Origin of the sequence: Micromonospora sp. H33 (genome assembly GCF_052068455.1) — a bacterium.
Taxonomy (GTDB): Bacteria; Actinomycetota; Actinomycetes; order Mycobacteriales; family Micromonosporaceae; genus Micromonospora.
Window position 1 is genome coordinate 1130334 of sequence record NZ_JBQHDE010000001.1, and the last position, 22672, is coordinate 1153005.

Consider the following 22672-nt stretch of genomic DNA (forward strand, 5'->3'; position numbering starts at 1 on the left):
AAGAGTGGCCATCGCCGGTTGCGAGGCCACTCTTTCGGGGAAAGTGCGCGGTTAGGTCCCGGACGCGCTGCCGGACGGTGGGGCGTCAGCGGAGCGAGGCGCGGGCGGAGAACGCGATGCTGGCCAGCAGGAAGCCGCCGTTGACGACCGTGAACGCGACGACCACCCACAGCGTGAGCGCGGGCGCGAACAGCAGCACCAGCCCGGCCACGAAGATCACCGCGCCGTAGTCGCGGACCAGCTTCACCAGGCGTACGGGCAGCGAGGTCGAGGTGACCATGCTGGCCGCGTTCGGGCCGGACTGCATCACCGACGTCACCAGGTTGACCATCCAGGTCCCGGCGAACGCCGCGATGAGCCAGGTCGGCGTCGACGGCGTCTGCGCCACGGTGGTCGCGGTGAGCGCCGCGACCAGGGCGATCTGGGCCGCCACGTCGCAGAGCACGTCGACGCGGGCCCCGGCGGCGCTGCCCTGGCCGGTGACCCGGGCGAGCTGCCCGTCGGCGCAGTCCAGGGCGTACGCGACCTGCCAACCGACCAGCGCCAGCACCCCGACCAGCCAGGCCGGCACGCGCCCGTCGGCGACCGGCTCGGCCAGCGCCACGACCGCCACCGAGGTGCTCAGCCCGATCACCAGGTTGGTGATGGTCAGCGCGGTGGGTCGCAGCCCGAGCCGGTGCGCGACGAGGGCGAACGCCGCACCGATCCACTGGCTGATCGACTCGCTGAACAGCCCTCCGCCCCGGTTGGTCCGGTGGAAGTCGGCCACCGTCGGCCGGGACGGCTCAGCCAAGGTGATCACGGAGGGCGTCAACGTAGTCTCCCAACCGGTTCCGGACGTCGTCGGCGGACAGGGCGAGGTGCTCGAGGATCGTGTAGCGGTCCGGGCGGGTCCGCGGGGCGAACAGGACCGCCTCGACGAACTGCTCCTCGGTGAGCCCCACGTCGGCCGGGCGGGTGGCCAGGCCGTGCCGGTGCAGGCAGCGGGCGAGCTGCCCGAAACGGTCCAGGTCGCCCCGGAGCCAGGTGCAGAAGAGCGCCCCCAGCCCGGCCTGCTCCCCGTGCGAGCTGGTGCCGGGCCACAGGTGCTCGATCGCGTGGGAGATCTCGTGGTCGCCGCCGCTGGCCGGCCGGCTGGAACCGGAGATCGACATCGCGATGCCGCCGAGGATCAGCGCCTCGGCCAGCGTGGTCAGGAACGCGTCGTCGGTGATCTTGCCCGGGTGGTTGAGCAGCGCCTCGGCGCCGGTACGGGCCAGCGTCACGGCGAGCCCGTCGATCGGCTCGCCACGCACCTTGTGGGCCAGTTCCCAGTCGGCGCAGGCGTTGAGGTTGCTCACCGCGTCGCCGATCCCGGCCTGGGTCTGCCGGTCCGGGCCGTGCTCCACGAAGTCGAGGTCCACCAGGACGGCGATCGGGATGTGCACGCCGTAGGAGCCCTTGCCGCCCTCGTGGGTCAGGGACGCCACCGGGGAGGCGATGCCGTCGTTGGCGAGGCTGGTGGCGACGGTGACCATCGGGAGGCCGTACCGGGTGGCCGCGTACTTCGCGGTGTCGATCGTCTTCCCGCCGCCGATGCCGATCACCGCGTCGTAGTGCCGGCGACGGAGCCGGTCCCCCAGCTCGTTGGCCGAGTCGATGCTGCCGCCCGCCACGGTGAACACGTCGGCCGAGCCCAGCGTGGGCCGGCACAGGTCCACGACCTTCTCGCCCTGCCCCGGCCCGACCACCACGGCCACGTCCCCGCCGGCGGAGATCCGCCGGTCGGCGAGCAGCTCGCCGAGGCCGGCGACCGCACCGCGGCGGACCTCGATGGCGAGCGGCGTGGTGACGGTACGGGCTAGTAGCGGCACGCGATCTCCCGGGCCCGGGCCAGGTCGTCGTGGTTGTCGACCTCGACCCAGAGGACGTCGCCGATCGGCGCCGCGCGTACCTCGCCACCCCGGTCGGCGAACTCCTGGTAGCCGTCCTCGTAGTAGAGGTTCGGGTCCCGCCGCCAGGTCGCTTCCAGGGCGTCGGCGAGCGCGTCGGCGACGTACGGCTCGATCAGCGTCGCGCCGATGTACTCCCCGTACGCCTCGCCCGGGTCCATCAGCTTGGTGATCCGGGTGAGCTGGCCGGCGGCGTCGAAGGTCGTCTTCATCTCCTCCTCGGCCAGCGTCTTGATCGTGTCGATCGCCAGGAGGACGCCGGGACCGCGCTCGGCCAGCAGGGTCTTCTCCACGCTCACCGGGTGGACCGTGTCGCCGTTGACCAGCAGGACACCGCGCGCGAACCACTCCCGGGCCAGCCACAGGGAGTACGCGTTGTTCCACTCCTCGGCCTTGTCGTTGTGCACGAGGGTGATCGTGACGTCGTACCTCTTCTCCAGGTCGGCTTGCCGCTCCTGGACCGCGTCGGCGGCGTAGCCGACCACGACGACGATCTCGGTGAGCCCGACCTCGGCGAGGTTGCGCAGCGCGATGTCGAGGATGGTGGTGTCCCCGTCCACCGGCACCAGCGCCTTCGGCAGGGTGTCGGTGTACGGGCGCAGCCGCCGACCGGCGCCAGCCGCCAGCACCATTCCGACCATGCCGGCATCATGTCCCGTTCGTCTGGCGTTCACCGGAGGAGGATAGCGCCGCCGGCCGGGACCGCCACCGGCAACCGGAGCTAGGGCAGGGCCGCGAGGTCGGCGAGCATGGTCAGCCGCTCCTCGGCGGTCAGCACGACGTACGGGCCGGCCGCCCGGCGGTCGGTCTCCAGCTCGATGGCGAGGCGCTCCGGCCCCGACGCCAGTTCGACGACGCTCGTGGCGGTGTGCCCGGCGGCCGACCACGCGGCCGCGTGCGCGTCGGCCCGGTGGTGGCGCAGCGTGCCCAGCCGGTTGAGCAGCAGCACACCGGGCGGGGTGCCGTCCGGCTCGTGGGGCGGCGCCATGGCCGCGAACGCGCCGCCCGCCGCGTCGCCGTCCTCCTCGGCCAGCACGAGGGCGTACGCGAGCACCCGGCCGAGCGCCTCGACCAGCCGCAGCACCCGTTCGGCGTGCCCCGCCCACAGCTCCCCGGTCGCCTGGGCGTGCACCTGCCACAGCTCGTCGAGGAAGGCCAGCCCCCGCTCGGTCGCGGTGATGGCGCCGTCCGGCCGGCGGTGGATCATCCCGTGCGCGACGTGCCGGTCCAGCGCCCGCCGGCAGGCGGCCGGGTCCCGGTACCGGGTGACCGCCGCGAACCCGGCCGCCTCGACGGTGCCGCCCGGGACGGCGAGCCGGGTGCGCAGATCCACCAGGAAACCGCTGGCCGCCGGCCCGCCGTACCGCTGGCTGACCTCGGCGCCCCCGGCGTCCCGGCCGGCGCGCATGCCGGCGACGAACACCCGGTCGACCGCGGGGGCCACCAACCCGGCGAACCGGTGCGGCGCCAGGTCGACGGTGTCGTTCACGAACCGATCGTGCGGAGCAGGGCGAAGGCGTCCTCCGCGATCCGGCGGATCAGGCCGTCGTTGACGTCCCGGTGCTCGTCGAGCAGGTCGAGGTCCCGCTCGGTGAGCCAGCGGAACTCGGTGTGCTTGCCCACCTCCAGCGCCGGCCGGGCCAGGTCGCCGTCGACCCGGACGAGCCAGTCGCTCTCGATCCGCTCCAGCCCGTCGTCGGCGACGTACCGGTACTCGCCGACCAGGCCGAGCACGGACGCGACCGTCCAGCCGGTCTCCTCGGTCACCTCCCGACGCAGGGCGTCCTCGATCTCCTCGCCCGGTTCCAGGTGGCCGCCCACGATGTCCCAGCAGTTGGGAAAAAGGCGCCGGTCGGGGGACCGCCGCTGGATGAAGAGGCGGCCGTCGTCGTCGACGATCAGCGCGCCCGCGCAGCGCAGGGGCTCGGTGGACACGCCTCGACAGTAGCGAGCCGCCCAGGACCGCGGCGATGTCTGGGCTTGTCCTGGAAACACACCCGGCGCACCATGTTCCGTACCGGGTGCCGCCGTCCCATAGGGGTGATGCGTGATGCAGGTTCGGGAAGCGATGTCCAGCCAGGTTCTCGTGGTCGGTCCGGAGCACACGCTCCGTCAGGCCGCGCAGATGATGTCGGCCCGTGGCGTCGGGTCGGCGGTCGTGATCGATCCGGACTCCGAGGGGATCGGGATCATGACCGAACGGGACGTGCTCAACGCCATCGGGGCAGGTCTGGACTGCGACGTCGAGCGGACCGGGGCCCACCTGACCTGGGACGCGGTGTACGCGGGACCGGAGTGGACGGTCGAGGAGGCGGCGGCGGCGATGGCCCGCGGCGGCTTCCGGCACCTGGTGGTGCTCGACGGCCGCGAGGTCGCCGGGGTGATCTCGGTGCGGGACATCATGCGGGTATGGGCGGCCAGCCGGATGGTCGGCACCGGCTGAGTGCCGGCCCGGTCCGCCGCATCCGGGGTTGGGCCGCCGATCGACGGGTAAGGATCCCCTGCGGGCGCGGACGGGCCGCGGCCGCGGGGGAGGGTGCCATGCGCGGCGCGGACCGACTGGTCGAGCAGCAGTACGCGATGCTCCTGCGCCGGGACGTGGCGCGGCTGCCCGACCTGTACGCGGCGGACGCCTTCTACGCCATGCCGGGCGTCACCGTGCGCCCGATCGAGCTGCCCGCGCTGCTGCGGACCTGGACCGGGGCCTTCCCCGACCTGTACGTGGACCGGCTCGGCGCCGTGCAGACGGCCGGCGGGGCGGCGGTGGAGCAGCGGCTGACCGGCACCCAGACCGGCGTGCTGCACACGCCCTTCGGCACCGTCGCGCCGACCATGCGGACGATCAGCTGGGACGTCGTGGACGTGGTGCGGGTGCGGCACGGGCGGATCGCCGCCTGGCGGTCCTACTTCGACTGGGGTCAGCTGATCACGGCACTCGGCCTGCACGTGGAGGGGCTCTCCCGCGAGGCGCAGCACGACCCGCTCGGCCTTCCGGTCTGATCTGTCGCCGACCGGTCGACCCCGGTCACCCGTCCCGGTGGCTCAGGATGCGGACATCGCCGTGCCGACCGCGCGCACCCCGTCGCCTTCCGTACGCTCAACAGCCATGACCGCCGAGCAGCTGATCTCCTTCGCCCGTGGCGCTCCCTCGTTGGACATCGTCGATGTCGAGGGGCTCAAGGCCGCCGCCGTCCGCGCGTTCGACGCCGATCCCGCCGGAGTGACGGCGTACGGCACCTCCGTCGGTTACCTTCCGCTGCGCGAGTGGATCGCGAAGAAGCACGGGGTCCAGGCCGACCAGGTTCTGGTCACCAACGGTTCGCTCCAGGCCGACGCGTTCCTCTTCGACCACCTGGTCCGCCCCGGCGACGCGGTCGTCGTGGAGCGCCCCACGTACGACCGGACCCTGCTCAACCTGAAGCGGATGGGCAGCGAGCTGCACGGGATCACGATCGAGCCGGACGGGCTGGACACCGCCGAGCTGCGCAAGCTGCTGGAGTCCGGGGTGCGCCCCCGGCTGGCCCACATCATCCCGAACTACCAGAACCCGGCGGGCGTGACGCTCAGCCTGGAGAAGCGGCGGGAGCTGCTCGACCTCGCCGCCGAGTACGGGTTCACGATCTTCGAGGACGACCCGTACGCGGACATCCGGTTCCGGGGCGAGGCGCTGCCGTCGATGCTGTCGCTCGACACCCGCAACGTGGTGGTCCACGCCTCCAGCTTCACCAAGACGGTCTGCCCGGGCGTCCGGGTCGGGTACCTGGTCGGGCCGGCGGACCTGATCGCCGACATCGCCAAGAAGGCGACCAGCCTCTACATCTCCCCCGGCATGGTCTCCGAGGCGATCGTGCACCAGTTCTGCGTCTCGGGGGCCATCGACCGCTCGATCGAGACCGTGTGCCGGGCCCTCGGCGAGCGCGCCCGGGTGCTCGCCGAGGCGCTGCGGCGGCACCTCCCGGAGGCCCGGTTCGTGGAACCGGACGGTGGCTACTTCCTCTGGGTGGAGCTGCCCGAGGACGTCGACGTGGACAAGCTCGCCCCGGCCGCGGCGGAGCGTGGCGTCGCCGTGGTGAAGGGGAGCGACTTCGTCCTCGACGGGGGACGGCACGCGCTGCGGCTGGCGTACTCGGCGGTGACCGCCGACCGGATCGACGAGGGCGTACGCCGACTTGCCGAGGCGGTTGCAGCAACCCGCGGCTGAATTACTGTCGGGTTTCCGACAGTTCCGCGATATCGGCCGCCCCGGGGCTCCCGTCGGGGCGGCTGCCGGCCCACAATGCTGCGAGCGTCATTCACCACGTGTAGCGGAGGTCACGGTCTCGTGACCCGGCCGCACCCGCCCCCGGGTGCGCCCGCCCCGACCGCGCGAGGAACGGCGCCACCAGCACAATCCCCCGCCCCCAAAGGCGCCGGGTGGGCCGTGTCGTCCCCTCACCCCCCAACGCGGCCCGGCCCGCCCGGCGCCACCCCCCGGGCGATCCGTCACCGGCGGTGACGCCGCGGCGGGCGTACCCTGCAATCCGCGGCGCTGCGTGAAGGGGGGCGTGATGGCGGACGGCATGGAGCGGGCGCGGACGGTGCTGCCGGGCGGCGGCCGGGGCACCCGGTCCCGCGACTGGGTGGCGCCGGTGCGGGCCATGACCCGGCGGCTCGCCTCCGACGCCTCACCACCCGTCCCGGAACCGGCCGGTCGGCGACGCGACTCCGTCGTCGACTGCGCGCTCTACGTCGACGGGAAGCGCCAGTCGGGCAACTGGACCTACGCCGAGGCGCTGGCCGCGGCGCGGCAGGCGGACGACGGCTTCGTCTGGCTGGGCCTGCACGAGCCCGAGCTGGCGGAGATGACCGAGATCGCCGCCACGTACGGGCTGCACGAGCTGGCCGTCGAGGACGCGGTCAAGGCCCAGCAGCGGCCGAAGCTGGAGCAGTTCGGTGACGTGAGCTTCCTGGTGCTGCGGACCGCCCGCTACTGCGAGCACACCGAGCTGACCGAGACCTCAGAGGTGGTCGAGACCGGTCAGGTGATGCTGTTCATCGGGCCGAACTTCCTGATCAGCGTCCGGCACGGCGACGCCTGTCGACTCGCCCCCGTGCGGGCGGACCTGGAAACCAAGCGGGAGCTGCTGCTCCACGGCCCCTGGGCGGTCGCGTACGCGGTGACCGACCGGGTGGTCGACCTCTACCTGGAGGTCGCCGACCAGTTGGAGGACGACCTCGACATCCTGGAGACCGAGGTGTTCGACCGGCAGGCCACCGGTCGCATCCAGCGGATCTATCAGATGAAGCGGGAACTGGTCGAGTTCAAGCGGGCGGTGGTGCCGCTCCAGCGCCCGCTCATGACGCTCACCGCGCAGATGAACCGGGACGTGCCGAAGGAGATCCGGCGCTACTTCCGCGACGTGCAGGACCACCTCAGCCGCACCGTCGAACAGGTCAACTCGTACGACGACCTGCTCAACTCGATCCTCCAGGCGCGGCTGGCGCAGGTCACCGTCGACCAGAACAACGACATGCGCAAGATCGCGGCCTGGGCGGCGATCGCCGCGGTCTGGACCGCCATCGCCGGCATCTACGGCATGAACTTCGAGTTCATGCCCGAGTTGAAGTGGACCTACGGCTACCCGACGATCCTGGCCCTGATGCTGGGTATCTCCCTCGCCCTGTACCGCTGGTTCCGGCGCAACGGCTGGCTCTGACACCCCGGGGTCGTCCACGCGGAAGCGCCGGCGGGGCGGGACTGCTCCCGCGCGCCGGCGCCTTCCGTCGACCGTCGCTCAGCGGCGACCGTTCTTGTTGAGGGCCTTCGACAGGTCGTCGGCCGGGCGGCCCGAGGACTCCTTGGCGCCTTCGGCCACCGAGGGAACCTTGTCCGTGGCGTGGACGGTGGACTGCTTGGCGGGACTGGTGGTCGAGGCGCTGCTGCCGCCGGCCGCCGCCGAGCTGCCCGCGCCGGTCGGCCCGCCGCCCGTACCGGAACCACCGGCCACGGTGGACGCCGAGGTCGCCTTCTCGGCGGGCGAACGGGTGGTGACCTCGATGGTGTCCACCTCGTCGCGCATCGGCTCCAGCGAGCGGGTCGGATCGTACTCGGCCCATTCCTGCTGCTCGCGGCGCCGCCGCATGGCCATGGCGCCGGCCAGGCCGGCCACCGCGCCGGCCGCGAGGATGCCGGTCATCATCCCGCCCCGGCCGGACTTCTTCTTCCTGCGCGCTGCCTTCATGTTCTTCGCCTTCACCTTCCTGCTGACGGCGGTCTGCTTGGCGGCGGCGGCCTTCCGCCCGGTGACGGCCTTACCGGCCGCCTCGGCCTGCGCGTTGCGGAAAGCGAGGGCCAGCGGCGCGAGGGCTGCGACGGTCGACGCGACGCCGCTCGACGCGCGGTCACGCACGACGACGGCGGTCGGCGCGATCGCACCCCGGGCCGTCCGGACCCGCGGGCCGACCGTGGCGCCGGCACCCTTCGCCGCGTACGTCGCCGCCTGCTTCAGGTGACCGAAGCCCTGGTTCAGCTCGGCCTTCGCGAGCTGCCCCTGGGTCTTTCGCCGCCCGATTCCAAACACGGTCCCACCTCCTGGGAGTTGTCCTCCGTCATCCTCCACCTTCGGATGCCTCCGCATGGCCAGATCGGGCACATGGGAGGATCCGCATGGAACTGACCAACGAGTGAGGAGTACCCGTGGCCGAGGCTGTCTACGCCACCTTGCACACCAACGCCGGCCCGATCCGGCTGGAACTGTTCCCGAACCACGCCCCGAAGACCGTCCGCAACTTCGTGGAACTGGCCGAGGGCACCAAGTCCTACACCGACCCGCGGACCGGTCAGCCGGGCAGCGGCCCGTACTACGACGGCACCATCTCGCACCGCGTCATCAGCGGCTTCATGGTCCAGATGGGCGACCCGACCGGCACCGGCCGCGGCGGCCCGGGCTTCACCTTCGCCGACGAGTTCCACCCCGAGCTGCGCTTCGACCAGCCGTACCTGCTGGCGATGGCGAACGCCGGGCCGGGCACCAACGGTTCGCAGTTCTTCATCACGGTCGCGCCGACCCCGCACCTGAACAACCGGCACACCATCTTCGGCCGGGTGGCCGACGAGCAGTCGGCGAAGGTCGTCGACTCGATCGCCAACACCCCGACCAGCCCCGCCGACCGGCCGCTGCAGGACGTCGTCATCGAGCGGGTCGAGATCGAGCGCGGCGCTGCCTGAGGCGACAGCGAGGTACCTTTGCTCCCATGACTGAGCGCTCGGGTACCGGCCGGTGAGCGAGTCCCCGCCGACCACCCCGGTCTGCTACCGGCACCCCGGCCGGGAGACGTACGTCCGCTGCACCCGCTGCGACCGGTCCATCTGCCCGGACTGCATGCGCGAGGCGTCGGTCGGCTTCCAGTGCCCGGAGTGCGTCAACGAGGGGCGTCGCAGCGTACGGCCGGCGCGCACCGCCTTCGGCGGCGGTGCCGCCGGCCGGCACGGCTACGTGACCAAGGCGTTGATCGCGATCAACGTGCTGGTCATGCTGCTGTCGGTCGCCGCCGATCGCAACGGCGACGCGATCGTCGGCGGCTCCGGGTTCGGCGGCCTGCTGGGCGGCGGCACTCCGCTGACCGAGTGGGGTGCGGTGCTCGGGCTCGCCCGCTTCCCCGACGGCACCATCGGCGGCGTCGCGGACGGCGAGTGGTACCGCCTGGTCACGGCGATGTTCCTGCACTTCGGCGTGATCCACCTGCTGCTGAACATGTGGGCTCTGTGGGTGCTCGGCCGGTCGCTGGAGGCCAACCTCGGCCGGGCCCGGTTCCTCGCCCTCTACCTGATCTCCGGCCTCGGCGGGAACGTCGCCGCGTACCTGTTCACCGAACCGAACCGGTTCGCCGCCGGCGCGTCCACCGCGGTCTTCGGGCTCTTCGCCGCGTTGATCGTCATCGAACGCCGGATGGGCCGGGACATCTCCCAGGTCCTTCCGGTCCTCGTGATCAACCTCGTCTTCACCTTCACCGTGCCGGGCATCTCGATCCCCGGTCACCTGGGCGGCCTCGCGATCGGCGGGCTGATGGCCCTCGTGCTCGCGTACGCCCCGCGCTCGCGGCGGACGCTGGTGCAGGTCGCCGGTGGTGCGGTGATCGTGGCGGCGCTGCTCGGCCTGGCGCTGATCCGCACCGCCGTCCTTCTCGCCTGACCGCCCGAGGACGGGACCGCCGCGCGCGCCGGTCAGGATGTCGGCCGGACGGCGTCCAGCTCCTCGGCGACCTCGGCCGGGTCGGCGTCGAGGTCGTAGCGGCCGAACAGGTGCAACGACTCGCCGGTGTCGACCTCCAGCACGGCGCTGGCCAGGCCCAGCCGGGTCCGCCGGTCCACGGTGATCGCCTCCACCTGCGGCCAGGGCAGCCGCCGGTGTCCCGCGAAGCCGTGGATGACGGTCAGCCCGTCCGGGTCGACGGCCAGGCGGACCGGGGCCAGCACGTCCCGGGCGGCCCAGACGAGCAGGGCTGCGGCGAGCACCCCGGCCAGGACGAGCCGGACGGGGTCACGGTCGGCGAGCAGGAGACCGAGCGCGACCAGGGCGACCCCGCCGCCGGCCTTGACCACCGGCAGGACGGCGGGCACCCGCCACTGTCGCGTCCCGGGCGACTCTGGATCCATGCGCCCAGCATGCCAGTGGGGGGCGAGACGACTGGTCGGGCGGCGACGTACGATCGAAGCCGGCCCAGGTTACCGGGGAGTAGACATGAGTGACGCAGTCATTGTCGGCGCCGTACGCACCCCCGTGGGGCGGCGCAAGGGAAGTCTCGCCGGTGTGCATCCGGTCGACCTGTCGGCGCACGTGCTGCGCGCCCTCGCGGAGCGCACCGGCATCGACCCGGCCCAGGTGGACGACGTGATGTGGGGCTGCGTGTCCCAGGTCGGCGAGCAGTCGTGGAACGTCGCCCGCAACGCCGTCCTCGCCGCCGGCTGGCCGGAGTCGGTGCCCGGCACCACCATCGACCGGCAGTGCGGGTCCAGCCAGCAGGCGCTGCACTTCGCCGCCGCGACCGTGCTGTCCGGGCAGGCCGACCTGGTCGTCGCCGGCGGTGTCGAGGCGATGACCCGAGTGCCGATGGGCTCCAGCGTTGCCGGTGGCGTGCCGTTCAGCCCGGCGATCCTGGACCGCTACCGGGGCGTCGAGGGCGTCGCCGCGGACTCCCCGCTCCCGTTCAACCAGGGGGTCGGCGCCGAGCTGATCGCCCAGCGCTGGCGGTTCTCCCGCACCCAGCTCGACGAGTTCGCGCTGGCCAGCCACGAGAAGGCGGCCGCCGCTCAGGACGCCGGCGCCTTCGACCCCGAGCTGGCGCCGGTCGCCCTCGGCGACGGCGGCAAGTTCAGCGCCGACGAGGGCATCCGCCGCGACACCTCGCTGGAGAAGCTGGCCGAGCTGCCCACTCCGTTCCGCCCCGACGGTGTGGTCACCGCCGGGTCCGCGTCCCAGATCTCCGACGGCGCGGCGGCGCTCGCCGTCACCACCGCCGAGTGGGCCAGCCGGCACGGCCTGCGTCCGCTGGCCCGCATCCACACCGCCGTGGTCGCCGCCGACGACCCGGTCGCCATGCTCACCGCCCCCATCCCGGCCACCGCGAAGGCGCTGCGCCGCGCGGGGCTGGGCATCGAGGAGATCGGGGTGTACGAGGTCAACGAGGCGTTCGCCCCGGTGCCGCTGGCCTGGCTCGCCGAGACCGAGGCCGACCCGGAGCGGCTCAACCCGCGGGGCGGCGCGATCGCCCTCGGGCACCCGCTCGGTGGCTCCGGCGCCCGGATCATGACCACGATGCTCGGCCACATGCGGGACAACAACATCCGCTACGGCCTCCAGACCATGTGCGAGGGTGGCGGCATGGCCAACGCGACCATCGTCGAGCTGCTCTGACCGGCCTAGGGCCTGTCCTGCCGATCATCTGTCGGCCTGCGGCGGGTCCAGACAACGCCCGGCGGCGTTGGAGATTCGTCCGGATACAACACCGGTATCCGGACGAATCTCCGCCTTGCCGGATCGCCGCCTGGACCTCGCCTCGGCTCGACATGATCGGCAGGACAGGCCCTAATCGGGTCGCCGGCGGACCCGCCGGCGACCTAGATTGCCCGGCGTGACCACCACCGGAACACCGCAGACCGACTGGGCCGACCCGCGGTGGGGCGAGACCGCCCTCGACTGGGTCGCCGAGCAGCTCCGACCGCACGGCCGGCAGGTGACCGGGCCGGTCGAGGCCCGGGTCCGGCCGTGGTCCCTGGTCTGGCGCGTCCCGACCGACGCCGGCGACGTCTGGTTCAAGGCCAACAACCCGGGCACGGTGCACGAGGCCGGGTTGCTGGCCGCGCTGGCCCGGCTGGCCCCCGGCCGGGTGCTGGAGCCGATCGCCGTGGACGCGCGGCGCGGCTGGTCACTGCTGCCGGCCGGCGGTGAGTCGCTGCGGGACGCGCTGTCCCGGGACCGGGATCTCGCACGCTGGGAGCAGGTCCTCCCGGAGTACGCCGACCTCCAGCTCGCCACCGCCGCGCACGCCGACGAACTGCTCGCCCTGGGCCTGCCCGACCACCGTCCGCAGGTGCTGCCGGAGCTCTTCGAGGCGCTGCTCGACGACGAGGAGGCCCTGCTGCTCGGTGCGGAGGGCGGGCTCACTCCGGAGGCGCACCAGCGGCTCCGTGCGTACCGGGACGCGTTCGCCGAGGACTGCCGGCGGCTCGCCGGGTCCGGTGTCGCGCCCACCGTGCAGCACGACGACCTGCACGACGGCAACGTCTTCGTGACCGGTGACGGGTACCGCTACTTCGACTGGGGCGACGCCTCGCTGGCCCACCCGTTCGGCACGCTGCTGGTGACCCTCCGATCGGTCGCGTACTCGTCCGAGCTGTCGCCGGACGACCCGACGCTGGTGCGGCTGCGCGACGCGTACCTGGAGCCGTGGACCGACCGGCACGACCGGGCGACCCTGCGCGAGCTGGCCGGTGTGGCCACCCGGGTCACCACGGTCAGCCGCTCCCTGTCCTGGCGTCGCGCCCTCGACACGCCCGACCCGGCCCGCCGGGAGTACGCCGAGGCGGTGCCGGGCTGGCTGGAGGAACTCCTCACACCGAACCCGGTATAGGGACGAATCATCCCCACACGCGCGGCCTCTGTGGACATCGTCGCCCCGACCAGGGCAGAATCAGCCCGCCGGCGTCGAGTGAGGACCACGTCGTCCGTCCGCCGGCTTCCGTCGCACCGACGAAAACGGGGACAAATGACTTCTCGCACCTCCGGGTGCCGGTCGCGCCGTCTCGCCGCAGGGCTCTCCGCCGTGCTGGCGACCGCGCTGCTCGGCACCACAGTGCTCACCGGAGCCGACGACACGGACACCGCGCCCTCCTTCCGGCCGGTGGCCGCGACCACCGGCCCGCAGCCCGGCACGTTCACCGGGCAGGCCTTCGACACCTGCACCGCCCCCTCCAGCGCCCAGATGCAGGCCTGGTTGCAGTCGCCGTACCGCGGCGTGGGGATCTACATCGGTGGGATCAGCCGCGGCTGCGCCCAGCCGAACCTCACCAAGGAGTGGGTGGCGGCACAGCAGGCGGCGGGGTGGCACCTCATCCCGCTCTACGTCGGCCTCCAGGCCCCCTGTACCGGCTTCCGTAACCGCATCGACCCCAACCTCGCGGTGGCGCAGGGTCGAGCCGAGGCGGACGACGCCGCCACGCAGGCCCGGACCCTCGGGCTCGCCCGGGAGAGCGTGCTGATCGTCGACATCGAGGCGTACCCCACGGGGAACGCCGCGTGCACGAACACGGTCAACGAGTACCTGAGCGCCTTCACGGCCCGGCTGCACGACCACGGCTACTTCTCCGGCTTCTACAGCAGCGTCTCCTCGGGCGTGGCGGACCAGGTGGCGGCGTACCCCCGACCCGACCACGTCAAGCCCGACTACCTGGACTTCGCCAAGTGGGACGGCGTGGCGACCGTCTCCGACGCGGCCATCCCGGCGAGCTACTGGATGCCGAAGCGGCGCATGAAGCAGTACCGGGGCGACCACCTCGAAACGTGGGGCGGCGTCACCCTCAACATCGACTCCAACTACGTCGACTTCGCTCCGCTGCCCGCCACCGGGACCGCCGACTTCACCGGGAACGGCTGGGCCGACCTGCTCTACCGGGACGGTTCCAGCGGGCAGCTCCTCGTCCGCCCCGGCAACGGCACCAGGCTCGGCCCCCCGGTCTCGCTGGGTACCGGCTGGAAGTGGATGGACGCCATCGTCCGCCCGGGGAACTTCAACCGGTCCGGCGGTGAGGACGTCATCGCCCGCGAGGCGACCACCGGTTACCTCTGGTTGTACCCGGGCACCGGGACCGGCACCTTCGCCTCCCGGGTCCGCATCGGCACCGGCTGGAACGGGCTCCGCGAGATCACGCCGATCGGCGACTACAACCGGGACGGCTACCCGGATCTGCTCGGGGTCAGCGCCGCCACCGGCGCCCTGTACCTCTACCCGGGTCGGGGCACCTCCTTCGGCGCCCGCATCCTGCTGACCAGCGGCGGCTGGAACAAGATGGACGAGCTGACCGGCGGGCCCGACCTCAACGCCGACGGCCAGGTCGACCTGATCGCCCGGGAGAAGAGCACCGGATCCCTGTACCGCTACTCGGTGACCACCGCGGGGAAGCTCGGCTCCCCGGTCAAGGTCGGCAGCGGGTTCGCCGGCAAGCGGGACCTGGTCCGCGTCGGTGACTTCGACCGAGACGGCCGGGCCGACCTCGTCGCGGTGGACGAGGCGACGGGTCTCCTCTACCGGTACGGCTGGCTGGGCAGCGGCTGGTCGAGCCCGGTCCTCCTCGTCGGCATGAAGTGGAACTACCTCCAGAAGCCGCTGCTGTAAGGGCGTATCCGGGCCGCCGGACGGCACGGCCCGCCGCCACCACGCCCGCTGTCGCACCCCCGGTGCGACAGCGGGCGTGGAACTTGCAGATTCGGCCGAGTGGCCCACGTCACCCCTGCTCGGGCGTCGTTGGGCACTGCATGGACGTCTTCTCCCGAACGTTCCTCCCGGCCGCCGCCGAGGCCGGTGTGGCGATGCAGACCGCCAGCCGGCACATGCCGGTCTTCCGTCGCTGTGTCGGCTCCGGCGATGCCACCATCCTGGTCACCCGGTGCAGCCGGCTCGCCCGGCCGGTGGCCGGGGAGTACCTGCTGCTGCTGACCCACCGGCGGCTGGTCGTCACGCAGCAGACCCGGGTGCTGCACCGCCTGCGCCTGCACCTCAACACCGAGCTGCGCGAGCTGAGCAACGTCACGTGGAGCCCGGACCCGCGACTGCACTGCGTCGAGCTGGCCGCGACCGCCATCGACGGCGTCCGCGAGCGGTTCCTCATCCGTACCCGGCACCCGAAGCAGGTGTGGCAGCTGGACGCCCTGCTCAACCACGCCTTCCGCACCCGCGTCCGCACGGCGCGCGAGCGGCTGGTGGCCACGATCGGCGACGCGGCCGCCCCGGCCGCCGCCCGGCCCACCGCGTTCCGTCCCGTCGTGGTCCCCTGACCCGGCACGCCTTCCTTACCGAACCCGAACACGTCCCGAACACCGCGGCGCCGACCCCGTCGGCCATCATGGGCCGGTGACCGCCGACGCGCCGCCCCGCGGGCTCGTCCTCGTCGTGGAGGACGAGCCGGCCATCGCCGACCTGGTCCGGCTCTACCTGACCCGGGACGGCTTCGGCGTACACCTGGAACGCGACGGCGACGCCGGCCTGGCCGCCGCCCGCCGGCTCCGCCCGGTGGCCTGTGTCCTCGACATCGCCCTGCCCGGTCTCGCCGGCACCGAGGTGTGCCGCCGGCTGCGCGAGGCCGGCGACTGGACGCCCGTCATCTTCCTCACCGCCCGCGACGACGAGGTGGACCGGGTCGTCGGGCTCGAACTCGGAGCCGACGACTACGTCACGAAGCCCTTCAGTCCTCGCGAGCTGGTGGCCCGCGTCCGAGCGGTCCTGCGGCGCACCGCCGGGCCGCCGGAGGAGGCGGACCGGCCGCGCACGGTCGGCCCGGTCACCCTGGACCCGGGACGCCGCACGGTGACCGCCGTCGGCACCCCGGTGCACCTGACGTCCACCGAGTTCGACCTGCTCGCCCACCTGATGGCCCGCCCCGGCCGGGTGTTCACGCGGGAGGAACTGCTCGCCGGTGTCTGGGGGTACGCCGCACACGCCGGCACCCGCACCGTCGACGTGCACGTGGCGCAGGTCCGCGCGAAGCTCGGCGCGGCGAGCGTGATCCGCACCCACCGGGGGGTGGGGTACGCCGCCGATGCGTGACCACCCGGTCGACCCGCCGACCGTCGCGTTGCCGGTGACCGGGGCGTACCCGGCTCCCCGCCCCCGGTCCGGCCGCACGCTGACCTCCCGCGCGGTGCTGGTGACCTGCGCGGTGGCCCTGATCTCGGTGCTGGTCACCGCGCTCGTCGGGGTTCCCCTGGCGGTACGCGGGCTGGAGCGCGGTGAGCAGCGCGCGTTGGCCGCCCAGGCCCGGCTGGCCGCCGAGGCGCTGCGGAGCCGGCTGGACACACCCCGGACCGTCGACGAGGAGCGGCTGATCCGGCAGCTCCGGGCGCAGGGCGTCGAGGCGTACCTGGTCCGGGACGGCGTGGTCGACCGGCCCGGCCTGCCGTCCCGCGTGGTGCAGCGCGTCGCCGAGGGCCGGAACGTCTCCGGCCGGCGGCTGGTCGCCGGGCGTTCGGCCCTGGTCGAGGGGCGGGCCCTGCCGGGCGGTGACGGGGTGGTGCTGGCCCGGGCCGTCGAGCCCCGCGGCGTGTGGCGGCAGGTGGTCCTCAGTCTCTGGCTGCCGCTGCTGGCCGGGCTCGCGGCCGGCGTGGTCGCCGGGCTGCTGCTCGCCCGCCGGCTGGCCCGGCCGATCCGGCACGCGGCGGCCGCCGCCGCGCGGCTGCGGGCCGGCGAGCGGGCGGTCCGGATCCCGGTCGAGCCGCCCGAGGAGGTGGCGGACCTGGCGGAGGCCCTCAACGGACTGGCGGCCGCGCTCGCCACCAGCGAGGGGCGGCAGCGGGAGTTTCTGCTCTCCGTCTCCCACGAGCTGCGGACACCGCTGACCGCGATCCGCGGGTACGCGGAGGCGCTGGCCGACGGGGTGATCGGCCCGGAGGAGGTCACCGGCACCGGCCGGACCGTGCTGGCCGAGGCGGAGCACCTGGACCGGCTGGTGAGCGACCTGCTGGCGCTGGCGCGGCTGGAGGCCGCCGACTTCCCGCTCGAACCGGTGCCCGTCGACCTGACCCGGCTGGCCGCCGACGCGGAACGCGCCTGGGCCGCCCGGTGCGCCGCCGTGGGGGTGCCGTTCCGGGTCGAGGTACCCGACCGGCCGGTGCCCGCGTACACCGATCCGGGCCGGATCCGGCAGGTGGTGGACGGGCTGTTGGAGAACGCGCTGCGCGTCGTACCCCCGGGGGCGCCGGTGGTGCTCGCGGTCCGGCCGGCGGGCGCGGACCCGGCGGCCGGCGGGGTGGTCGAGGTCCGGGACGGCGGGCCCGGCTTCACCGACGACGACCTGGCGGTGGCCTTCGAGCGGGGCGCGCTGCACCAGCGGTACCGGGGGGTGCGCAAGGTCGGCAGCGGGCTGGGGCTGGCCCTCGCCGCGGGCCTGGTCCGGCGGCTCGGCGGTGACATCGCGGCCGGGCACGCGCCGGAGGGCGGCGCCGCGTTCACGGTCCGGCTGCCGCCGGATCCTTACCCGACCCGAACATCGGCCTGACACCCCGCTCGCCGACCGCGGGCAAGCTGAAGCCACACGGAGCGACGAGAGGGAGAGTCATGGCACGTTGGGGATTCGCCGCCACCACGCTGCTCGCGGCGGTCACGCTCGGTCTCACCGGCTGCGGCGCGGCTCAGGTGGCGGGTGAGCCGGCGCGGGAGGCGACCGTCGAGGTCGCCGCGGCGATGGGCGTGGAGGGTCAGGCACTGGTCGCGATGGGCTTCGACCCGGCTGAGATGGACGTGGCGACCGTCGCAGGGCCGGCCGTACCGTCGCCGTCGACGTCCGCCGAGCCGGGCCGCCGCGAGCGTGCCGAGGAGTGGCGCAAGCGCCGGCAGGCCCGGGTGCTGCTGCGGAAGAACACCCTGCACGGCGAGGTCGTGGTGCAGACGAAGGACGGCGGTACGAAGACCGTCGCCGTGCAGCGCGGCGAGGTGACCGCGATCGACGGGCAGAAGATGACCGTGAAGTCCACCGACGGGTTCACGATGACCTGGACCTTCGGTCCCGAACTGCGGGTGCTGGAACGGCGCCGGACGGTCCAGCCCGAGGCGGTCGAGGTCGGCAGCGTGCTCGGCGTCGCCGGCGCCAAGGAGGGCGAGAACGGCGTGGCCCGCCTGATCGTCCTGCCCCGCGGCAAGTAGTCACCCCTCCTCGCACCGCCGGGCGTTCGCGCAGATTCACGGAAAGAGTGGCCATTCTCGCCAGAATGGCCACTCTTTCCCTGTTCGAGGGGTCACCGTACGGGGGTCAGTACACGCGTGAGCCGATGAAGTCGTCGTGGCCGTAGCCGACCGGGTTGGCGAAGGTGCGGGACTCGAAGGACCACTGTTGGCGGCTGCTCGTCGAGCAGCTCGCCAGCCGCAGCCGCGGGGTGCCGAGCCACGGGTTGTCGAACGCCAGGCAGAGGTTGGTGTTGCCGGCGGGCTTGAGCTGCCGGCCGCTGAACACGAACTTCTGGTTCGCGCCGCCGTGGCAGTCGTAGATGTTCACGGCCGTGCCGGCGGTCAACGACCCACCGGCCACGTCGAGGCACCGGTCGTGCGACAGCTCGGAGTGCAGCGACTGGCGCGTCGGGTCGTACCAGAAGCCCTGGTTGCGACCGCCGTGACAGCCGTACGACTGCTGGACGGTGCTGTTGCGCGAGTCGTACCCCTTGCCGTCGACGCAGGTGCCGGTGGCGGCGTTGCGGAGCTGCCGGAACTCGAACAGGCCGGGGTAGAGCACGCCGTTCCCGGTGCTGGCCGGGTCGACGCAGGTCGCCCGGTCCTGGCCCGAGGCGTAGAACTGCGTGATGCACTGGGCGAACATGCCGTGACCCCGGTGGTTGGGGTGGAACGACTGCCGGGCCGCGTTCTCGTCCCAGATGCCGAGTTCGATGTAGAGGCCGCGCACCGCCGTGACGTCCATGCAGACCTCGTGGCCGTGGAAGAGCCGGCTCGCGTCCAGGTAGCGGGTGCCGGTGTTCGCCGCCGCCGCCCGCAGCGCCGTCTCGAACAACGGCACCGCCTTGTTCCGGGCGAAGGCCGCGTCGGCGAGGTAGATCAGGCAGCCGCCCGCGTACCAGCCGGGGAAGTTCGGGTTGTCCTCGACGTCCGGGCTGCCGGGGCTCGGGTACGACATGAGCACCAGCTCGTAGTCCGAGGTGAGGTAGCCCGCCTTCGTCATGGTCTGCCGGATGTCGCGCAGCGCGTCCTCGACCGCGCGTCGGCTGCCGTCGGTGCGGATCGTCCACTGGTCGGTGTACGTCGGCCAGCACGGACCCTGGAAGAACACCCGGCGTACGGCGCAGTCGGTGGCGACCGGACCGAACTGGATGGTGCCGTCGCCGTTGGCACCGACCACGACCCAGATCAGCTTGACGTGGGTGTTGCGGGCCTTGATGCCGAGGTAGTCGCCCTGGTTCAGCTCGTTGTGCTGGGTCGGGCCGCCGGCGATCAGGTTCCACGGGGTCGCCCCGGAGCAGGCGATGTTGTACTTCACGTCGGCGGTGATGCCGGTGCGGAACACCGCCTGGTCGTACGAGCGGTCGCACCAGTTGCCGGGCTGGTGCGTGCCGGGGACGTAGTTGCCGACCCCCTCTCCGGAGATCTCGCTGTCGCCCATGGTGATGAGCGAGGTGCGGCGCTGCTCCACGGGGCGGATGTCGGGCGCCCCGTAGAGCGCGGTGGCCTCGGCGGCGCGGATCGCCTCGAGGTTGGCGGGGAGTGGCTGGACGGTCGGACGGTCGGCGGCGACGGCGGGGGCTGCCGGCACGCCGAGCAGCGGGAGGACGAGAGCGGTGGCGATCGCGGCGGTGAGGGTTCGCCGTCGGGTCGTCCATTCCCGCCCGGGTTTACCAAGCATCGACGCACTCCTTTCGGCCCGATCGCTGAACGTCGATCGAGTTACCGGACGGTAACGCGCGGGACCCAGGTATGTGAATACGTCTCAGAATGCTTGCGCGCCGACTGTCGAACCGGACGATCCGGGCGTATCGCAGGCGGGAATCGGTGCGTCGAGGGGTCGCGACCGGCCGTTCACCGGCGGGAACGAGCCGGTCGGACGGTGGCCGACCGTCGGGCGGAGTGAGCCGACAGGGTAGGCTGTGGCGGCGTATTGTCCGTTACCGGGGAGAATTCCGTGAAGCTCTCGATCCTCATGCCGGTCTACAACGAGGAAGAACGCATCGCGGACGCCCTGAAGCAGGCTCTGGCGGTCGACTACCCGTGCGAGATCGAGCTCGTGGTGGTGGACGACGGCAGCCGGGACGGCACCGGGGAGATCCTGGGTCGCGCCGACGACGCGCGCCTGCGCGTCATCACCCACCCGCGCAACGCGGGCAAGGGCGCCGCCATCCGGACGGCGGTCGGCAACGCCGACGGTGAGTACATGGTCATCCTCGACGCCGACCTCGAGTACGACCCGCAGGACATCCCCAAGCTGCTCGCGCCGGTCCTCGACGGGCGAGCCACCGTCGTCTACGGCAACCGCACGTTCGGCAGCCACAGCGCCTACAGCTTCTGGTACGTGATGGGCAACAAGGGCGTCACGATGGCGGCGAACGTGCTGTTCAACTCCTACATCGGTGACCTGGAGACCTGCTTCAAGCTCATGCCGGTCGAGCTGTACCGCTCGCTCGAGGTCCGCTCCCGCGGCTTCGGCATGGAGGCCGAGGTGACCGGCAAGCTGCTGCGCCGCCGCATCCGCCCGTACGAGGTCCCGATCAGCTACCGCGCCCGGGGCCGCGAGGAGGGCAAGAAGATCACCTGGAAGGACGGCGTCGAGGCGCTCTGGATCCTCGGCCGCGAGCGCGCCCGCCGCCGCCCCCGCTCCCGCTAGACCAGGGCCGGGGCCAGGAAGTCCGCCACCGACCGGCGCAGCCCCGCCGCGTCCAGCGCGTGCCACCGGGTGTGGTCGTCGGCGGACCCGTACCGCCGCAGCTCCTGCCGCCCGACGCCGAGTGCCAGCAGCCGGTGCGGGCGGTCCGCCAGCGCGGTCGTGACCACCCGGCTCGACGTGCCGGCGAGGTAGGGCTCCACCAGGATCACGTCGGTGCCGGCGAGTGCCCGCAGCCCGGCGACGTCGAACGGCCGGGGCCGGTGCGTGTACGCCACCGTGACCGGCAGGTCGGCCATCGCCGCCAGCGCGGCGTCCAGGACCGGCCCGACCGCCACCAGCAGCGGCGCCCCCGGCCCCGCGTCCCGGACCACCCGCAGCGAGCCGTCGCCCCCGTACGGCCGGTCGTTGTGCAGCACCGACAGCCGCAGGTACGCCGACGTGTCCGCGCCCACCGCCGCGCGCAGCAGCGCCGGCACCTCGCCCGGATGCCCGGGGACGTGCACGGTCCAGTCCTGGAGGGTGTCGATCAGTGCCACGTCGGCCGGCGAGAGGTGGGTGCGCCCGGCGGCCGCCCGGTCGTACGAGGCGCCGACGCTGACCAGCACGGCGCTCACGCCCTGGTGGTCCAGGTCGAGCTTGAGCTGCTCGTACGCCCGCTCGACGAGGAACGGCGCGTAGCTGTGCACGATCGGTCGCAGCCCGGTCAGGGCCAGCCCGCCGGCCACTCCCACCATCAACTGTTCCCGGATGCCGACGTTGAGCACCCGGTCCGGATGCCGCCCGGCCGCCGGGGCGAACGCCGCCGCCGAGATGTCGGCCAACACCAGCGCGGTTCGTGGATCTTCCGCCAGCAGCGCGGTAGTGGTGTCGATGAAGCTGTCGCGCACGGTCACTCCCCGGTGTCGACGACCGCGACGACGACGTGCGGCCGGTGGTTGTCCTGCCCGGTCAGGGCGGTGTGCAGGGCCTCGTGGTCCCGTCCGTCGACGGTCGCCGCGGTCCAGCCGTTGACCGTGAACCGGGCTGCCGCGCCGCCGGGCCAGCCGTGCGTCGCGGAGGAGTTGTCGACGACGATCGCGGTGAGGTTGGCCAGCCCGGTCGCCCCCGCGTACGCGATCGCCTCGTGGTTGGAGCCCTCGTCCAGTTCGGCGTCGCCGACCAGCACGTACACCCGGGGGTCCAGCAGGCCCTGGGCCCGCAGCCCGAGCGCGGTGCCGACGCCGAGGCCGAGGCCGTGGCCGAGTGAACCGGAACCGATCTCCACCCCCGGCACGAGCAGCCGGTCCGGGTGGTCGCCGAGCTGGCTCGCCGGCCCGCCCTGGTCGTCGAGCCAGTCGACGGGGATGAAGCCCTTCGCGGCGAGCACCGCGTAGTAGCCGGCGACCGCGTGCCCCTTGGAGAGCAGGAAGCGGTCCCGGTCCGGGTCGTCGACGGTCGCCGGGCTGATCCGCAGGATCCGGTCGTAGAGCACCCAGAGCACGTCGACGGTGGAGTACACGTTGGCGCCGAACTCCCGGCCGGCGCGGATCCGGTCGATCAGCGGCGCGACGGCGCGCCGGCCGTCGAGGGGCGGGTGCCGGCCGTCGAGGGGTGCGGCGGCCTCGACGAGCCTCGTGGTGGTGGCGAGTGTGGTCATGCGGATAGCCTGCAAGTTCAAGTTAACTTCAACTCAAGG

At 72.9% G+C, this 22672-nt stretch carries 24 protein-coding genes; 14 read left to right on the top strand and 10 right to left on the bottom strand.

The features are described from left to right. Positions 1 to 85: 85 nt before the first annotated feature. The 5 genes from ACTMS0_RS05365 to ACTMS0_RS05385 form a co-directional block, all read right to left on the bottom strand. Positions 86 to 802: a CDP-alcohol phosphatidyltransferase family protein gene (locus ACTMS0_RS05365; protein WP_441153928.1), complete on the bottom strand. Its 717-nt coding sequence runs from the start codon at positions 800 to 802 to the stop codon at positions 86 to 88. Further along, complete coding sequence (locus ACTMS0_RS05370) at positions 786 to 1853, bottom strand: iron-containing alcohol dehydrogenase family protein (RefSeq protein WP_441153929.1); 1068 nt, start codon at positions 1851 to 1853, stop codon at positions 786 to 788. The genes ACTMS0_RS05365 and ACTMS0_RS05370 overlap by 17 nt, the downstream gene beginning before the upstream one ends. After that, positions 1841 to 2572 (bottom strand): sugar phosphate nucleotidyltransferase, encoded by a 732-nt coding sequence (locus ACTMS0_RS05375; RefSeq protein WP_441153930.1) that lies wholly within the window; start codon positions 2570 to 2572, stop codon positions 1841 to 1843. The genes ACTMS0_RS05370 and ACTMS0_RS05375 overlap by 13 nt, the downstream gene beginning before the upstream one ends. Before the next feature lie 80 nt (positions 2573 to 2652). Then, on the bottom strand, positions 2653 to 3420 hold the full coding sequence (locus ACTMS0_RS05380) for a hypothetical protein (RefSeq protein WP_441153931.1): 768 nt from the start codon (positions 3418 to 3420) through the stop codon (positions 2653 to 2655). Beyond that, entirely contained in the window at positions 3417 to 3866 is a 450-nt protein-coding gene (locus tag ACTMS0_RS05385; RefSeq protein ID WP_441153932.1) for an NUDIX domain-containing protein, read from the bottom strand. Before ACTMS0_RS05385 ends, ACTMS0_RS05380 begins: the two co-directional genes overlap by 4 nt. Positions 3867 to 3981: 115 nt before the next feature. Between ACTMS0_RS05385 and ACTMS0_RS05390 the strand changes: the two genes are divergently transcribed. The 4 genes from ACTMS0_RS05390 to corA all read left to right on the top strand — a co-directional run bounded on the left by ACTMS0_RS05390 (position 3982) and on the right by corA (position 7627). Then, a complete protein-coding gene (locus tag ACTMS0_RS05390) occupies positions 3982 to 4374 on the top strand; it encodes a CBS domain-containing protein (protein ID WP_441153933.1) in 393 nt (130 codons plus the stop codon). 98 nt (positions 4375 to 4472) lie between these two features. Continuing rightward, complete coding sequence (locus ACTMS0_RS05395) at positions 4473 to 4931, top strand: nuclear transport factor 2 family protein (RefSeq protein ID WP_441153934.1); 459 nt, start codon at positions 4473 to 4475, stop codon at positions 4929 to 4931. 106 nt (positions 4932 to 5037) lie between these two features. Continuing rightward, positions 5038 to 6132: a PLP-dependent aminotransferase family protein gene (locus ACTMS0_RS05400; protein WP_441153935.1), complete on the top strand. Its 1095-nt coding sequence runs from the start codon at positions 5038 to 5040 to the stop codon at positions 6130 to 6132. 436 nt (positions 6133 to 6568) lie between these two features. Next, positions 6569 to 7627 carry a magnesium/cobalt transporter CorA gene (corA, locus tag ACTMS0_RS05405; protein ID WP_441154019.1) on the top strand — a complete coding sequence of 353 codons (1059 nt, stop codon included), beginning with the start codon at positions 6569 to 6571 and terminating at the stop codon, positions 7625 to 7627. 78 nt (positions 7628 to 7705) lie between these two features. On the opposite strand, the gene ACTMS0_RS05410 is transcribed toward corA, so the two are convergent. After that, positions 7706 to 8548: a hypothetical protein gene (locus ACTMS0_RS05410; RefSeq protein ID WP_441153936.1), complete on the bottom strand. Its 843-nt coding sequence runs from the start codon at positions 8546 to 8548 to the stop codon at positions 7706 to 7708. 59 nt (positions 8549 to 8607) lie between these two features. Here ACTMS0_RS05410 and ACTMS0_RS05415 point away from each other — a divergent pair, with 59 nt between their 5' ends. Together ACTMS0_RS05415 and ACTMS0_RS05420 are read left to right on the top strand one after the other, a co-directional pair. Further along, on the top strand, positions 8608 to 9138 hold the full coding sequence (locus tag ACTMS0_RS05415; RefSeq protein ID WP_441153937.1) for a peptidylprolyl isomerase: 531 nt from the start codon (positions 8608 to 8610) through the stop codon (positions 9136 to 9138). A 52-nt stretch (positions 9139 to 9190) separates the two neighbouring features. Beyond that, positions 9191 to 10102, top strand: coding sequence for a rhomboid family intramembrane serine protease (locus ACTMS0_RS05420; RefSeq protein WP_441153938.1), 912 nt, complete (start codon positions 9191 to 9193; stop codon positions 10100 to 10102). 32 nt (positions 10103 to 10134) lie between these two features. Here the strand turns inward: ACTMS0_RS05420 and ACTMS0_RS05425 are convergent, their stop codons facing one another. Continuing rightward, positions 10135 to 10566, bottom strand: a complete 432-nt coding sequence (locus ACTMS0_RS05425) for a PH domain-containing protein (protein WP_441153939.1) — start codon at positions 10564 to 10566, stop codon at positions 10135 to 10137. Positions 10567 to 10651: 85 nt separating this feature from the next. Here ACTMS0_RS05425 and ACTMS0_RS05430 point away from each other — a divergent pair, with 85 nt between their 5' ends. From ACTMS0_RS05430 to ACTMS0_RS05460, 7 genes are all read left to right on the top strand, one after another. Further along, on the top strand, positions 10652 to 11824 hold the full coding sequence (locus ACTMS0_RS05430) for a thiolase family protein (RefSeq protein WP_441153940.1): 1173 nt from the start codon (positions 10652 to 10654) through the stop codon (positions 11822 to 11824). A 217-nt stretch (positions 11825 to 12041) separates the two neighbouring features. Next, positions 12042 to 13040 (top strand): phosphotransferase, encoded by a 999-nt coding sequence (locus tag ACTMS0_RS05435; protein WP_441153941.1) that lies wholly within the window; start codon positions 12042 to 12044, stop codon positions 13038 to 13040. Positions 13041 to 13175: 135 nt separating this feature from the next. Next, positions 13176 to 14801 carry a glycoside hydrolase domain-containing protein gene (locus ACTMS0_RS05440; RefSeq protein WP_441153942.1) on the top strand — a complete coding sequence of 542 codons (1626 nt, stop codon included), beginning with the start codon at positions 13176 to 13178 and terminating at the stop codon, positions 14799 to 14801. Between the two features lie 140 nt (positions 14802 to 14941). After that, entirely contained in the window at positions 14942 to 15460 is a 519-nt protein-coding gene (locus ACTMS0_RS05445) for a hypothetical protein (protein ID WP_441153943.1), read from the top strand. 76 nt (positions 15461 to 15536) lie between these two features. After that, a complete protein-coding gene (locus ACTMS0_RS05450; protein WP_441153944.1) occupies positions 15537 to 16229 on the top strand; it encodes a response regulator transcription factor in 693 nt (230 codons plus the stop codon). Then, positions 16222 to 17676, top strand: a complete 1455-nt coding sequence (locus tag ACTMS0_RS05455) for a sensor histidine kinase (protein ID WP_441153945.1) — start codon at positions 16222 to 16224, stop codon at positions 17674 to 17676. Before ACTMS0_RS05450 ends, ACTMS0_RS05455 begins: the two co-directional genes overlap by 8 nt. A gap of 59 nt (positions 17677 to 17735) precedes the next feature. After that, entirely contained in the window at positions 17736 to 18320 is a 585-nt protein-coding gene (locus ACTMS0_RS05460) for a hypothetical protein (RefSeq protein ID WP_441153946.1), read from the top strand. A 106-nt stretch (positions 18321 to 18426) separates the two neighbouring features. Here the strand turns inward: ACTMS0_RS05460 and ACTMS0_RS05465 are convergent, their stop codons facing one another. Next, on the bottom strand, positions 18427 to 20022 hold the full coding sequence (locus ACTMS0_RS05465) for a ricin-type beta-trefoil lectin domain protein (protein WP_441153947.1): 1596 nt from the start codon (positions 20020 to 20022) through the stop codon (positions 18427 to 18429). Positions 20023 to 20298: 276 nt separating this feature from the next. Between ACTMS0_RS05465 and ACTMS0_RS05470 the strand changes: the two genes are divergently transcribed. Continuing rightward, on the top strand, positions 20299 to 20997 hold the full coding sequence (locus tag ACTMS0_RS05470; RefSeq protein ID WP_441153948.1) for a glycosyltransferase family 2 protein: 699 nt from the start codon (positions 20299 to 20301) through the stop codon (positions 20995 to 20997). Here ACTMS0_RS05470 and ACTMS0_RS05475 read toward each other — a convergent pair. Both ACTMS0_RS05475 and ACTMS0_RS05480 read right to left on the bottom strand, forming a co-directional pair. After that, positions 20994 to 21884 carry a transketolase family protein gene (locus tag ACTMS0_RS05475; protein WP_441153949.1) on the bottom strand — a complete coding sequence of 297 codons (891 nt, stop codon included), beginning with the start codon at positions 21882 to 21884 and terminating at the stop codon, positions 20994 to 20996. The genes ACTMS0_RS05470 and ACTMS0_RS05475 overlap by 4 nt on opposite strands. Before the next feature lie 2 nt (positions 21885 to 21886). After that, entirely contained in the window at positions 21887 to 22633 is a 747-nt protein-coding gene (locus tag ACTMS0_RS05480) for a transketolase (RefSeq protein ID WP_441153950.1), read from the bottom strand. Positions 22634 to 22672: the final 39 nt, after the last annotated feature.